Source organism: Micromonospora sp. CNZ299 (assembly GCF_002754415.1).
The window spans coordinates 5,423,886-5,437,622 of sequence record NZ_PEFG01000001.1 but is presented as its reverse complement, the minus strand read 5'-3'; the positions used below and the strand labels follow the sequence as shown (position 1 = coordinate 5,437,622).

Genomic DNA, 13,737 nt, shown 5'->3' with positions numbered 1-13,737 from the left:
ACTGCCCGCGTACCGGGCAAGGAGCCGTCACGGCGCCCCGACGTTCAGAAGGGCCACCGCTCGTTAATGCCATCCTCGATGAGCGGGATCATCGCGAACGCGGCGTCGGACAACCCGCCGAAGGTGTGCCGGTTCGCTGCGGTCGGCGTGTGCCCGACCCGGTATCCGGCCAGGTTCCAGGTGTACACGGGAACCTCAGCGGGCACCGCTGCGGCCACGTCCGCCGCGTTGTGCCAATGGGCCTGCTCATCGGTGAGGATGACCACCCGGTCGTGCCGGTCGTAGTGCTTGCGCACCGCCTTCTCGGTGTCGGTGCCCATGCCGAAGAAGTAGCCGTCGTCCTTGAACCGCCGCACCGCCGCGAGCACCGACTCGCCCGCCAACGACGGAAACACCCGACTGTCATTGGAGAACGACACCACCGTGGCCGCCCGCGCCCGGGCGGCCAGCGCCAGGCCGAACACCGTGGCACCGTCCCAGCAGAGCAGCGTGCCGTCCTTGCTGAACGGGCTCCGCATCGAGCCCGACGTGTCGATGAGGATGAGGGTCCGCCCGCCCAGAGCAGGCACGTTGGCCAGGGCATGCTGCAAGGCCTTCTCCAGCGGGTACGCCCACCGCAGACTCGGTGCCGCGTTGTACGCCGAAAGGAAGCGCATCGGCAGCACCCGAGAGGCGGCAACCTGGCCCGGATCGGAGAGCTTGGCTGCCACCGTCTCCGCCACGGTGTCGCTGACCCCGACCTGGTCGAAGTTGCGCAGGTTGCGCAGCAACGCCAAATAGCCCATGGTCGGGATGACGGACTCCCATGCCGAGGCGTCCATCGCGCTCTGTCGCCAGCCCGCCAGGGCCTCCCACGTCATGCCGGCCGCGCCCAGCACCGCCGGATCGGTGACCTCCCTACGCTGCTCGACGGGCAACGCCATGAGCGCGTCCCGGGCCGCCAGCATCCCGAGCGACGCCGGCAGCGGATTGTCCCGCCGGTGCCGCCGATCCAGCGCGTGCCGGAACAGGTCGCCCTGCCGCTCGTCCTTCGCGGTGGGGTGCGTCAGGTCGATGACATCGCCAAAGCGCACCTGGCTGCCGACGGAGTCGTACTTGAGCAGACTCCGCTCGGTGTACAGCCGGACCGCCGCGTCGGCGATGCCCCGCTTCACCGGCTTGGGTAGTGCCCGGCCATGGCGAGCCAGCCAGTACGCCAGAGCCTCTGCGGGCTCGTCCGCACGCTGCAACGCGGTGTCCACGACTGCCCGCGAACCCGGAATCTGGGCGGCAACCTGGGCGCGAGCGCCCTCGACAGCCGCCACCACGGACGCCGAGCGCAGCATGGCGACGGACCGAAGCCACGGTACGAAGCGGGCGAACCAGTCCGGGTCAGCTACGGCGACGGTGGCGACCAGGTCTCGGAAGCGAGCGTCCCGGTCCGTGGCGCCCTCGTAGAAGGTGTCCTCGCCGACCATGATGGAGACACCGAGCAGGAAGAGTTCGACGCGCGGCTCACGGGCGAAGCCGGGCGCGCCCTGGGCGGTCGCCGGCTGCTGACGGCCCTTGCGCAGCTTGATGTTGAACTTGGCCATGACGTCCCCCACGTCAATCAGCTCGGAAACGCCACCCCACCGCACACCCGAGATCAAAATCGGCCACGGACCAGTCCGCCGTTCTGTCCGTTGAACTATTCACCCGAAGGTGGCGGAGGACTCGAACCCCCATCTGCGGACCCCTGAAGTAACCGTTGCCTGCGCACCGGGTGTGTGGTGTGGTCGCGCTTCCCGAGATCGAGGTCGGCGACGGATGGTCCTTCACCGGGGTCGGAACCCCTCCAGATGTAACCGTCACCTGCGCACCGGGAAGTGCGGTCATGAGGCTAGCGGTGGCGCCGACGGCCGGGCAACGGAGTTTGCGATCTTGTGATCGGGAGGGCAGTGGTGCCCGCCTGGTCACGCCGCACGCCCGAGATCAAAAGTGGACACGGTTTCGCGGGTTCGAACCGCGGGGCCCTTGCCGGGCCTTCACCAAAGAAGTAGCCGTGTCCGTCGCACCGGGCGTGCGGCGTGAGCGCGCCTCCCGAGATCGAAGCGGCGACGGCGACCGGCCCTTGCGGGCCAAGGTGACCTGGGCCGCTGGTCGACGCCACCCAAGGTGGCGGTGGGATTCGAACCCACGTCTCCCCGTTGAGAGCGGAAGTAGCCGTTGCCTGCGCACCGGAAGGCGCCTGACGACGATAGGCCCGCACCGACGCGTGGACAAGCTGTTTGGCGCCCTGGCGGCCTCCGCTGGCTCCGGACGGGTTCGTTCACCCCACCGTCGGGGCGGCCAGCCCGACCGCAGCGAGGGCCCCGCGCCGCGTCGAGCCCCCGATCGTCGACGACGAGCACGTCGGTCGGGTGAATCACTGATGGCGGTGGGACACGTCACCGGGGCATGATCGGGGTTCGTCTCGACGGAGAGCCGAGCCACGCGATCGCGCGGGAGGTGGGTGACACCGATGACCCCGACGCAGCTGCGCGCGTACGTCGCGGTGGTCCGGCTGGGGTCCGTCAAGCAGGCCGCCGCGGAGCTGCAGGTCTCCGAGTCGGCCGTGTCGCTCCACATCGCTCAGTTGCGCAGGGAGTTCGGCGACAAGCTCTTCTCCCGGACGGCGGGTGGCCTCGCCTTCACCCCTGGTGGGCTGCGGCTGGCCAGTCGCGCCGCGGAGCTGCTGGGGCTGCAGGACCGTACGATCCGGGAGGTGAGCGCCGCGACGCGTGGCCGGCGGCTGCTGCGGGTCGCCGCGTCGAGCCTGTTCGCCGAGTTCGCCGCGCCGGGTCTGATCGAGCTCTTCGCCAAGCGGGCCGCCGACCTCGACGTCGAGCTGAGCGTACGCAGCCCGGGTGCCTTCGGGTCGCTGCTGCTGGCTCGCGCCGTGGACATCGCGATCGGCCCGCAACCGCCGGTGGTGGACAGCGCCACCGCCAGCCGACCGGTGATGAACTACCGCCTCGTCCTCGTCGTCGGCCCGGAGCACCCGCTGGCCGGTGTGCCGGCGTCCCCCGGGCAACTACGGGAGCAGACCTGGCTGCTCGGGCCGTCCGCCACCACGGATCTGGGTGGGGTGCCGGCGATGCTGCGTCGCCTCGCCGTGCCGGACGAGCGGCAGCAGATCTTCCAGAGCCACGCGGCGGCGCTGGGGGAGGCCAAGCGGGGCAAGGGCGTCTCGCCGGCCCTCGCGTTCACCGTCGCGCCGGACGTCCGGCAGGGGCATCTCGCGCAGGTGGCGGGGCCAAACGCGACGATGGAGGCGGTGTGGCATTCGCAGGTGCTCGCCAGCCCCGACGCGATGTCAGCCGCCGACGAGCTGTCGCGCTTCTCGTCGACGCCGAGGGCGATTCAGGCGATGATGCGCGGCGCGGGCGTCAGCGTCGGCCACTTCCGGCCGTCGGTGCACGTGACGCTCTGGAGCTGACGGGCGATGACCAGCAGGTCCTGGAAGGTGCCGGCGGGCAGCATCCGGTCGCAGTAGGGGAGAGCGGCGGCCATGCCGCCGACCCGGGGGGTGAAGCCGGGTGCGCCGGCGCGGGGATTCAACCAGACGATTCGGTACGCGCGGCGGCTCAGCCGGGCCATCACGGCCGACAGTTCGTCCGGCGGGTCGCTGTCCCAGCCGTCCGACCCGATCACCACCACCGCCCCGCGTACGGCGTCCGCGTGGTGGGAGGTGAGCAGGGAGCGCAGGTTCGTGGCGATCCGGGTGCCCCCGTACCGGTCGGTCACGGCGGCGCTGGCCTGCGCGACCGCCTCGGCCGCCGACGTGTGTCGCAGCACCACGGTGAGCCGGGTCAGCGTCGTCGCGAACGCGAAGACCTCCGCGTCGGCGACCACCGCGAACGCCCGCATCAGATGCAGGTACGCGGTCGCCTGCGCCCGCATCGACTCGCTGACGTCGCAGAGCAGCACGACCCGGCGTGGCCGTCGCACCGGTCGCTCGCGGACGACCTCGACGGGTTCCCATCCGGTGCGGCGGGCCCGGGCGATGGTGGGCCGCAACGCGACCCGGGCACCGGCCGCGCCGATGGCGAACCGCCGGGTACGCCGGGTCGGCCAGCTGGCGACGGCAGCGCGCAGGGCGTCGCCGAGTTGTGCCACCTGTGCGCTGTCGAGTTCGTCGAACGGGCGGTCGGCGAGCCCGCTGAGGGCGCTGGGGCGTCGCTCGGGCAGCAGCAGCGCTGTGTCGTGTGCCGGTGTCTCCGCCACGGCCGGCGGCAGCGTCGCCCACGGCAGGCCACCGCCGGAATCCGAGTCGTCGGTGTCGGCGGGCACACGCACGTACACGTCGTCGTGACCGTCAGGTGGGGACGCGGACCGCGACGGCCGGGGCAGCGGTGGGGGGTCCGCGAAGATCGCCGCGAAGACCCGGTCGAACGCGGCGAGGTCGGCGTGCCGTCGGACCAGGCAGATCCGGGCCGTCCAGTAGAGCGACGACATCGAGTCGGGTGGGCTGGCGGCGAGCGCCCGGACGAAGTCGTCGACGTCGGTGAGGCCGGCAGGGACGCCGGCTCGTCGCAGCCGGCCGGCGAGCGCCACCGCGAACGCGGCCCGGTCGACCCCGCGCAGCACACCCGGGCTCACCGGCGCGAGGCCAGCCAGGCGATCACCGCGCCCACGGCGACGAGACCGACGACGACGGGTACGAGGCGTTTGGTGATCGAACCGCCGGCGATGCTGAGCAGGTCGAGCGCCTCTGGTTCGGCAGCCACCGCCACGCGGGTGGAGCTGTCGGGTGACTCGACCGCCGACGACGCTGCCGACGCCGACGCCGACGCCGACGGCAGCGACGGCGAGATCGGCGACGACGCCGCCGTCGACGAGGCGGGTGACGGCTCGACGGGTGACGGCTCGATCGGTGACGGCGCGACGGCGGCGGTCCTGGGTGTGGTGGCGACCGCTGTCGCGGACGCGGCGGGAAGCGCCTCGGGCGCTACGGACGGCGGCGCGACGGGCTCGGAGTCCGCGTGTGCTGCCGGCACGGCCGGGGTCGAGTGGTCGGCCGCGAGCTTGGCCTCCAGGTTGGCGACGAACTGGGCCACCAACTTGCCCGACACCTCCTTGATCATGCCGCTGCCGAACTGGGCCAGCTTGCCGGAGATCTTCAGGTCGGTGTCCACGCTGACCAGCGTCCGGTCGCCGTCCGGCCGTAGGTGGGCGGTGACCAGCGCGGACGCGTTCCCCGTCGACCGGGCGTCGCGGCCCTTCGCGTCGATCACCCCGCGGTAGGCGGCGTCGTCCTTCTCGACGAACCGTGCCGTGCCCGCGAACTCCGAGATCACCGGCCCGACCTTGACCTTCACCCTGCCCCGGTAGACGTCACCGTCGACGCCGGTCAACTGGGCGCCCGGCAGGCACGGCGCGATCCCCTCCAGATCGGTGAGCACCGCCCACGCCTCGTCGATCGGGACAGCGACCGCGAACTCGTTCGTGATCTTCATAGCTGGCTCTCCTGGTAGGCGCCGAGCGCGGCGGCGACCACGGCGCGGTCGTCGGGGGTCTTGGCGATGGTGCCGATGGTCAGCGCGACGTCGTCGGCGGCGAGACCGGCGACGCCCAGCACGGACAGCGCGGCCACCCAGTCGATGGTCTCCGCCATCCCGGGGGGTTTCTCCAACTCGCGGCCGCGTACGCCGCCGACGAACTGGACGGCCGTCTGGATCAGCGGCTCGGTGGCGCCCGGCACGGCACGGCGGACGATCTCGACGGCGCGGGCCGGCTCGGGGAAGTCGATCCAGTGGTACAGACAGCGGCGGCGCAACGCGTCGTGCAGCTCCCGGCTGCGGTTGGAGGTGAGCACCACGACCGGCGGCGTACGGGCGGTGAACGTGCCGAGCTCGGGGATCGTGATGCCGGCCTCGCCGAGGAACTCGAACAGCAGCGCCTCGAACTCGTCGTCGGCCCGGTCGATCTCGTCGATCAGCAGCACCGGTGGGACCGGCCCCCGGTGGCGTACGGCCCGCAGGATCGGCCGTTCCTGGAGGAACTCGGCGCTGAACAGGTCCGCGTCGGTGAGCCGCGCATGTTGTGCCTCGGCGAGCCGGATCGCCAGCAGCTGTCGCTGGTAGTTCCACTCGTAGAGCGCCTCGCCCGCGGTCAGCCCCTCGTAGCACTGCAACCGGATCAGCGGCGTTTCCAGCGCGCGGGCCAACGCCTTGGCGGCGGCGGTCTTGCCGACACCCGGCTCGCCCTCCAGCAGCAGTGGCCGACCGAGGCGCAACGCGAGGAACAGGGCCATCGCTAGGCCGTCGTCGACCAGGTAGTCGACGGCGTCGAGGCGGTGCCGCACGGCCAGGGCGTCCCTCATGCCTCGCCCGCCAGCAGGCGTTGGTAGTCCGCCCGGGTGTCCACGTCGATCGGCACCGGCCCGTCGACGGGCACCTCGGTCACCGGGTGGCGGCCGGAGTGCAGCAGCTTCCAGACGGCCTTGTCGCCGTGCAGGTCGTACAGCTCGGGAAGGACAGCCCGGCCGAAGCGGAACGGGTGGCCCAGCCCGTTCGCGTACCGGCAGACGGCCAGCGGGGTGGTCGCCTCGGCGACCCGGCGGACGTCAGCGGCGCGGACACCGGGCTGGTCACCGAGGAGCAGCACGAGCGCGTCGGCGCGCGGGTCCACCGCCCGCGTGGCCGTGCTGACCGACGACCCACAGCCAGTGCTGAACGCCGGGTTCTCCACGACCTGGCACCCGGTCAGGTCGACCTGGTCGCGGATGCCGCTCGCCGCGCCGCCCAGTGTGACGAGCAGCTGGTCGAAGCCGCACGAGCGGGCCAGGTCGAGTGTGGCGTCGAGCAGCGTCCGCCCCCGGTACGGCAGCAGTTGCTTCGCCTCGCCGAGGCGCACCGACGCGCCCGCGGCGAGCACCAGGCCGGTCAGGAACACGGGCTACGCCGCCGTGTAACTCGCGAGGCAGCCGGCGCAGCAGAACCAGAAGTCCTGCCCGTCGACCCGCGCGTGCGGCGTCTCCGGCCCGACCAGCACGGTCATCCCACACACCGGGTCGAGGGCCTGCTGGGGTCGAGCGGCCGGCGCGCCGGAGGCCGGGGCCAACCCGTCCACCCGGATCGCCCGGACCACCTCAGCCATGATCGACAGGGCGATCTCGGCCGGCGTACGCGCGCCGATGTCCACACCCGCTGGCGAGTGGACGCGGGCGCGCTCCGCGTCGGTCAACCCGAGCTCGTCGAGCAGGGCCGCGCCGCGCCTGCCGCTGGCCACCAGCGCGATGAACCCGACGCCGGCGTCCAGGGCGGACCGGATCGCCTCCTGTTCGCCCTTGCCCAACCCGGCCACGACGACAGCGGTGCAGCCGGCGCAGTCGTCGGCCGCGACGACGTCGAAGTCGAGGAACGCGGCGAGGTTGGCCACCGCCGCGCTGATCGGCGTGCTGCCGACGACACGCAGAGCCGGCGCCGGCAGCATCGGTCGGAGGAAGACCTCGATCGCCCCACCGGAGTGGCACGGGTTGACCACCACCCGCGCCCCCGGCGTGTCCGGGAACGGGACCGCGCCCTCCGGCAGCACCCGCAGCAGCAGGGCGGTCCCGTCGCGCAGGGTGTCGAGCGCCGCCGCCCGCACCGAACTCTCGGCGCACACCCCACCCACGAAACCCTCGATCGAGCCGTCGGACCGGATCACCGCGGCGTCGCCCGGCCGGGCCGACGTCGGGTCCTGGGCGCGGACCACTGTGGCGTGGACGAACGGCTCCCGGGTGTCGGTCAGCTCCCGGGCGCGCTCCGCGATGGTGGTCATCTCGGCTCCCTCAGATCGGCGGCCGGGCCTGGCCGCGCATCGCGTCCCAGACCCGCGACGGCGTCAGCGGCATGTCGGCATGGCGTACGCCGAAGGGCTTCAGGGCGTCGATGACCGCGTTGACGATCGCGGGTGGCGACCCCACCGTCGCGGACTCGCCCACGCCCTTCGCGCCGATCGGGTGGTGCGGCGACGGCGTCACGGTGAACCCGGTCTCCCAGTCGGGCACTTCGAGGGACGTCGGGATCAGATAGTCCATCAGGGACGCACCGAGGCAGTTGCCGTCCTCGTCGAACGCGATCATCTCCATCAGGGCCATGCCGACCCCGTCGGTCAGCCCGCCGTGCACCTGCCCCTCGATGATCATCGGGTTGATCCGGGTGCCGCAGTCGTCGACCGCGATGAACCGTCGGACCTTCACCTGCGCGGTGCCGGGGTCGATGTCCACCACGCAGATGTACGCGCCGTGCGGGTAGGTCAGGTTCGACGGGTTGTAGCAGATCTGCGCCTCCAACCCACCCTCGATGCCCTCGGGCAGGTCACCCGCGCCGTGCGCACGCATGGCGATGTCCTGGATGGTGACGGACCTGCCCGGGTCACCCGCGACGTGGAACGCGCCCTTCTCCCACTCCAGGTCGGCCACCGACACCTCCAGCATCCCCGAGGCGATGATCCGCGCCTTGTCGCGGACCTTCCGGGCCACCAGGGCCGCAGCGGCGCCCGAGACGGGCGTCGACCGGCTGCCGTACGTGCCGAGGCCGAACGGGGTGTTGTCGGTGTCGCCGTGCAGCACCTCGATGTCCGCCGGTGGAATCCCGATCTCCTCGGCGACGATCTGCGCGAACGTCGTCTCGTGCCCCTGACCCTGCGACTGGACGCTGAGGCGTACCACGGCCTTTCCGGTCGGGTGGACGCGCAGCTCGCAGCCGTCGGCCATGCCCAGTCCGAGAATGTCCATGTCCTTGCGCGGCCCGGCGCCGACGGCCTCGGTGAAGAACGCGATGCCGATGCCCATCAGCTCGCCCCGGGCCCGCTTCTCCGCCTGCTCGCGGCGCAACTCGTCGTAGCCGGCCATCTCCATCGCCAGCCGCATCGTCGGCTCGTAGTTGCCCGAGTCGTACACCCAGCCGGTCTTCGTCGTGTACGGGAACTGCTCTGGCTGGATGAAGTTCTTCAGCCGCAGCTCGGCCGGGTCCATGCCGAGTTCGTCGGCGAGGCAGTCGACGATCCGCTCGACCAGGTAGACCGCCTCGGTGATCCGGAACGAGCACGCGTACGCGACACCGCCGGGCGCCTTGTTGGTGAAGACCGCCGTCATCTTGCAGTACGCGGCCTCGATGTCGTAGCTGCCGGTGAACACCCCGAAGAAACCGGCCGGGTACTTCACCGGGGCGGCGGTGCCGTTGAACGCGCCGTGGTCGGCCAGCACGTTGGTGCGGATGCCGAGGATCCGGCCGTCGCGGGTCGCCGCGATCTCCCCGCGCATGATGTAGTCGCGGGCGAAACCGGTGCTGATCAGGTTCTCCGAGCGGTCCTCCATCCACTTCACCGGCTTGCCGGTGACGATCGAGGCGACGATCGCGCAGACGTACCCGGGGTAGATCGGCACCTTGTTGCCGAACCCGCCGCCGATGTCCGGCGCGATCACCTGGATCTTGTGCTCGGGCAGGCCCGCCACGATGGCGTAGAGGGTGCGGTGCGCGTGCGGCGCCTGGGTGGTCGACCAGAGCCGCAGCTTGCCGTCGACCGCGTCGTAGTCGGCGACCGCCCCGCACGTCTCCATGGGCGCCGGGTGCACCCGGGGGTAGACGAGGTCCTGGCTGACCACGACGTCGGCGCGGGCGAAGACCGCCTCGGTGGCCGCCTCGTCGCCGGTCTCCCAGTCGAAGCAGTGGTTGTTCGTCTTGCCGTCCAGGTCGTCGCGGATCAGCGGGGCGTCCGGCTCCAATGCGCGACGTGCGTCGATCACCGGGTCGAGGACGTCGTACTCGACGTCGATCAGCTCCAGCGCGTCGCGGGCCGCGTACCGGTCCTCGGCGACGACGAACGCGACCTCCTGGCCCTGGAAACGCACCTTGTCGGTGGCGAGGACGGCCTGCACGTCGTTGGAGAGGGTCGGCATCCAGGCCAGGTTCTGCGCAGCCAGGGCAGCCCCGGTCACCACCGCCTTCACCCCGGGCGACGCCTCGGCGGCGCTCGTGTCGATGCTGACGATGCGGGCGTGCGCCACCGGCGACCGGAGGATCGCGAGGTGCAGCATGCCGGGCAGTTGGACGTCGTCGACGTACCGGCCGCGACCCCGCAGGAAGCGCGGGTCCTCCTTGCGCAGCATCCGGCCGTACCCGACGGGTTTCTGGTCGTTGTCGTGGAACGTGTCCACGCGCTCGTGCACGGTGGTCATGCGACGGCCTCCGCGGGCTGGCCGGCGTTGTCGATCTCGCCGGCCTCGGTCGATTCGGTGGTCTCGGTGACCTGGGCCGCGGCCTGCGCCTCGGCCACGGCGGCCCAGCGGACCGAGCGGACGATGGTGGCGTAACCCGTGCACCGGCAGATCTGACCCGAGATCGCCTCCCGGATCTCCGTCTCACTCGGGTCGGGGTTGCGGTCGAGCAGCGCCCGCGCGGTCATCATCATCCCCGGCGTGCAGAAGCCGCACTGGAGACCGTGGCACTGCATGAAACCCTGCTGGATCGGGTCCAGCTCGGCGCCCTTGGCGAGACCCTCGACGGTACGCACCTGGTGGCCGCCGGCCATCGCCGCGAGCACGGTGCACGACTTCACCGGCTCGCCGTCCAACCAGACCACGCAGGTGCCGCAGTTGCTGGTGTCGCAGCCCCAGTGCGTGCCGGTCAGACCCAGCACGTCGCGCAGGAAGTGCACCAGCAGCAGCCGGGCCTCGATCTCCCGGGTGACCTCGACGTCGTTGACGGTCATGGTGACCTGCATGCTCAGCTCCTCGCCCGTTCGACGGCCCGGCGCAGGGTCCGCCTGGTCAGCTCGGCGGCCAGATGCCGCTTGTAGTCCGCGCTGCCGCGCTGGTCGGTCACCGGGTCGCAGCTGCGCGCCGCGATCGCCCCGGCCTGCTCGTAGAGCCCCTCCGAGGGTTCCTGCCCGCGCAACGCGGCCGAGATCTCCGGGATGCCCGTCGTGTTGGGGCCGACCGCCGCGAGCCCGACCCGGGCGTCGACGATCGCGCCGCCGTCGAGCCACACCGCCGCGCCGGCCGACACCACGGCCCAGTCGCCGGCCCGGCGCTCGACCTTGGCGTACGCGCTGCCGCAGCCGGGCCGCACTGGTAGCCGGATCTCGACCAGGATCTCGTCGTCCGCGACGGCCGTCTCGTACGGCCCGACGTGGAAGTCCTCCATCGACACGACCCGCTCCGCGCCGCCCGGACCCCGGATCACGCACCGCGCGTCCAGGGTCGTGCACACCGCCGAGAGGTCCTCGGACGGGTCGGCCTGGCAGAGCGAGCCGCCCAGCGTGCCCCGGTTGCGCACCACCGGGTCGGCGATCACCCGCTCGGCGTCGGCGAAGATGGGGAACGCCGCCCCCAGCACGGAGGATTCGAGCAGCTCCCGATGGCGGGTCAGCGCCCCGATGCGAACCTCGTCCGGGCCCGTCTCGACGTAGCCCAGCTCGGCGTGCAGGTCGTTGATGTCGATCAGATAGTCGAAGTTGGCCAGCCGGAGCTTCATCATCGGCAGCAGGCTGTGCCCGCCGGCGATCAGGCGGGCGGTGCCGCCGCGATGCTCCAGAAGGCTGATCGCATGGTCCACACTGGTGGCTCGCTCGTACTCGAACGGTGCCGGCACCTGCATGTCGTACCTCCGCAGTCCGGCAAAATCTCTGCCCGACGGTGACCAAAGTCAACGGCGACCTAAGCAGTTGCTTAGGTCGCCGTTGACGGTGCGGCCCGGGCTCGCGGATCGTGCGGCCATGCGGGACATCGTCGACGGGCTGACGACCTGGCGTTCGGCCGGCGTCGTGTTCGCCGTCGCGACCGTCGTGCGGACCTGGCAGTCCGCGCCCCGGCAACCCGGGGCGGCGATGGCCGTCTCGGCACACGGCGAGGTGCTGGGCAGCATCTCCGGTGGCTGCGTCGAGGGCACCGTCTACGAGATGTGCCGGACGGCGCTGCAGACCGGAACTGCCCAGACCCAGACCTTCGGTGTCAGCGACGACGACGCGTTCGACGTCGGTCTGACCTGCGGCGGCACGATCCAGATCCTTGTGCAGCCCGGCGTCGCGATGACCGAGACCGACGAGGTGCTCGCCGCGATCTCCGACGGCCGGCCGGTCGCCACCGCATCGGTGGAAAACGCCCAACTGGTGATCTGGCCCGACCGGATCGCCGGCAGCCTCGGCGCACCCGACCTGGACGACGCGGCCGCCCGGCAGGCGCGGGGCATGCTCGCCCTCGGCGCCACCGGCACGATCCACCTGGGCCGGCGGGGGGAGCAGCGTGGCGACGACGTGGAGGTGTTCGTCCAGTCGTACGTGCCGCCGCCCCGCATGATCATCTTCGGCGCGATCGACTTCGCCGCCGCGATGGCCCGGATCGGCAGGTTCCTCGGCTACCACGTCACGGTCTGCGACGCCCGCCCGGTGTTCGCCACCCGCGCGCGCTTTCCAGACGCGGACGACCTCGTGGTGCAGTGGCCGCACGCGTACCTGGAGTCGACGACCGTCGACGACCGCACGGTGCTCTGCGTGCTGACCCACGACCCCAAGTTCGACGTGCCGCTGCTCCAGGTCGCACTGCGCACACCCGCCCGCTACATCGGCGCGATGGGCAGCCGCCGCGCACACGACGACCGGATGCGCCGGCTCCGCGAGGCGGGCGTGAGCGAGGCCGCGCTGGCCCGGCTCTGCTCACCGATCGGGCTGGACCTGGGCGCGCGGACACCCGAGGAGACGGCCGTGGCGATCGCCGCCGAGATCACCGCGCAGGCCTGGGGCGGCTCGGGCCGGCCGCTCAGCGACCTGGCGACCCCGATCCACCACACCTGACGCTAGATCATGCGCAGAACCAGCGCCGCGGAGACCGCCAGCTCACGGTGGAGCACCTGGTCCCGGGGGACGAACACCATGGCCTGCCCCTCACCGAGAACCACGTCCTCCTGCCGGGCCGTGGTGGTGCCCCGGAACACGTGAACGGTGACGGTGTGGGGAAAGCCGGGTTCGTACGGGCGCGGGCCGCTCCACAGTGGGCGCAGTTCACCCGCTGTCAGGCCCGTCTCCTCCAGCAGCTCGCGGCGGGCCGCCTCCTCCGGTGACTCGCCGGGCTCGATGTGGCCACCCGGCAGACTCCACTGACCCGGCGACGCGGGCGCATCCTCATCACGGTGCTGAAGCAGCACCGCGCCCGACGGATCGACCAGCAGCACGAGAGCGACGCCATAGGTTGCCACCAGAGGACCGTGCCATGTCGCCCCGAGCTTGTCGACGGCGTCGCCTCGCGGGACGCCGGATCGCGTACCCTCCGCTGATGGAACTCGATGATCTTCCGCTGGCCGAGTTCGCGTTCCCGGGACCGCTGCGCGACAGCCTCGTCGCCGCGATCCTCTCCGGCGCGAAGACCTCGACGACCGGCCTGCTGATCGGGTACGAGCGCGCGAACGAGCCGCTGCCCGAGGTGGGTCAACTGTCCGCGGTGGTGGACTCCGAGGGGCGGCGCGTCGCGATCATCGAGCTGACCGACGTACGGGTGGTCCGGCTCGGCGACGTCGACCTGCAACACGCCCTGGACGAGGGCGAGGGTGACGAGTCGGTGGCGCAGTGGCGCGCGGGGCACGAGGCGTTCTGGCACAGCGCTGAGGTGCGGGCCGAGTTGGGCGACCCCGGCTTCACCGTCGACGACGACACCTTGGTGGTAGCCGAGCGCTTCCGGCTGGCGCACGTCGTCTGACCAGCGGGCGGAGTCGTCGGTTGGCCTCCGGGGCGGGCGATCGTTGGCAGCTCAGCAGT

The 13,737-nt window shown here is 71.7% G+C and carries 13 protein-coding genes and 1 tRNA gene; 3 read left to right on the top strand and 11 right to left on the bottom strand.

Annotation, left to right across the window (positions count from 1 at the left end):
- Positions 1-44 precede the first annotated feature (44 nt).
- Together CLT68_RS24805 and CLT68_RS32910 are read right to left on the bottom strand one after the other, a co-directional pair.
- Complete coding sequence (locus CLT68_RS24805) at positions 45-1,586, bottom strand: TROVE domain-containing protein (protein ID WP_486482302.1); 1,542 nt, start codon at positions 1,584-1,586, stop codon at positions 45-47.
- A 551-nt stretch (positions 1,587-2,137) separates the two neighbouring features.
- A tRNA-OTHER gene (locus tag CLT68_RS32910) sits at positions 2,138-2,200 on the bottom strand.
- 282 nt (positions 2,201-2,482) lie between these two features.
- On the opposite strand from CLT68_RS32910, the gene CLT68_RS24800 reads away from it, so the two are divergent.
- Positions 2,483-3,439 carry a LysR family transcriptional regulator gene (locus tag CLT68_RS24800; protein WP_099854481.1) on the top strand — a complete coding sequence of 319 codons (957 nt, stop codon included), beginning with the start codon at positions 2,483-2,485 and terminating at the stop codon, positions 3,437-3,439.
- Here CLT68_RS24800 and CLT68_RS24795 read toward each other — a convergent pair.
- Genes CLT68_RS24795 through CLT68_RS24760 form a run of 8 tightly spaced genes read right to left on the bottom strand, consistent with a single transcriptional unit; the run spans position 3,364 to position 11,588 of the window.
- Entirely contained in the window at positions 3,364-4,602 is a 1,239-nt protein-coding gene (locus CLT68_RS24795) for a VWA domain-containing protein (protein ID WP_099854479.1), read from the bottom strand. The genes CLT68_RS24800 and CLT68_RS24795 overlap by 76 nt on opposite strands.
- Positions 4,599-5,459 carry an SRPBCC domain-containing protein gene (locus tag CLT68_RS24790; protein ID WP_099854477.1) on the bottom strand — a complete coding sequence of 287 codons (861 nt, stop codon included), beginning with the start codon at positions 5,457-5,459 and terminating at the stop codon, positions 4,599-4,601. Before CLT68_RS24790 ends, CLT68_RS24795 begins: the two co-directional genes overlap by 4 nt.
- Positions 5,456-6,325, bottom strand: a complete 870-nt coding sequence (locus tag CLT68_RS24785; RefSeq protein WP_099854476.1) for an AAA family ATPase — start codon at positions 6,323-6,325, stop codon at positions 5,456-5,458. Before CLT68_RS24785 ends, CLT68_RS24790 begins: the two co-directional genes overlap by 4 nt.
- The gene (locus CLT68_RS24780) at positions 6,322-6,897 is read right to left on the bottom strand and encodes a nucleotidyltransferase family protein (protein WP_099854475.1); all 576 of its coding nucleotides are present in this window, start codon (positions 6,895-6,897) and stop codon (positions 6,322-6,324) included. The genes CLT68_RS24785 and CLT68_RS24780 overlap by 4 nt, the downstream gene beginning before the upstream one ends.
- A 3-nt stretch (positions 6,898-6,900) precedes the next feature.
- The gene (locus CLT68_RS24775; RefSeq protein ID WP_099854474.1) at positions 6,901-7,767 is read right to left on the bottom strand and encodes an XdhC family protein; all 867 of its coding nucleotides are present in this window, start codon (positions 7,765-7,767) and stop codon (positions 6,901-6,903) included.
- 10 nt (positions 7,768-7,777) lie between these two features.
- Positions 7,778-10,168 (bottom strand): aerobic carbon-monoxide dehydrogenase large subunit, encoded by a 2,391-nt coding sequence (locus tag CLT68_RS24770; RefSeq protein WP_099854472.1) that lies wholly within the window; start codon positions 10,166-10,168, stop codon positions 7,778-7,780.
- Positions 10,165-10,713, bottom strand: a complete 549-nt coding sequence (locus CLT68_RS24765; RefSeq protein ID WP_088948676.1) for a (2Fe-2S)-binding protein — start codon at positions 10,711-10,713, stop codon at positions 10,165-10,167. The genes CLT68_RS24770 and CLT68_RS24765 overlap by 4 nt, the downstream gene beginning before the upstream one ends.
- 2 nt (positions 10,714-10,715) lie before the next feature.
- Entirely contained in the window at positions 10,716-11,588 is an 873-nt protein-coding gene (locus tag CLT68_RS24760; RefSeq protein WP_099854471.1) for an FAD binding domain-containing protein, read from the bottom strand.
- 118 nt (positions 11,589-11,706) lie between these two features.
- On the opposite strand from CLT68_RS24760, the gene CLT68_RS24755 reads away from it, so the two are divergent.
- Complete coding sequence (locus tag CLT68_RS24755; RefSeq protein ID WP_099854469.1) at positions 11,707-12,780, top strand: XdhC/CoxI family protein; 1,074 nt, start codon at positions 11,707-11,709, stop codon at positions 12,778-12,780.
- Between the two features lie 2 nt (positions 12,781-12,782).
- On the opposite strand, the gene CLT68_RS24750 is transcribed toward CLT68_RS24755, so the two are convergent.
- A complete protein-coding gene (locus CLT68_RS24750; protein ID WP_099854467.1) occupies positions 12,783-13,181 on the bottom strand; it encodes an NUDIX domain-containing protein in 399 nt (132 codons plus the stop codon).
- A gap of 77 nt (positions 13,182-13,258) precedes the next feature.
- Between CLT68_RS24750 and CLT68_RS24745 the strand changes: the two genes are divergently transcribed.
- Positions 13,259-13,678: an ASCH domain-containing protein gene (locus CLT68_RS24745; RefSeq protein WP_099854465.1), complete on the top strand. Its 420-nt coding sequence runs from the start codon at positions 13,259-13,261 to the stop codon at positions 13,676-13,678.
- The last annotated feature ends 59 nt before the right edge of the window (positions 13,679-13,737 follow it).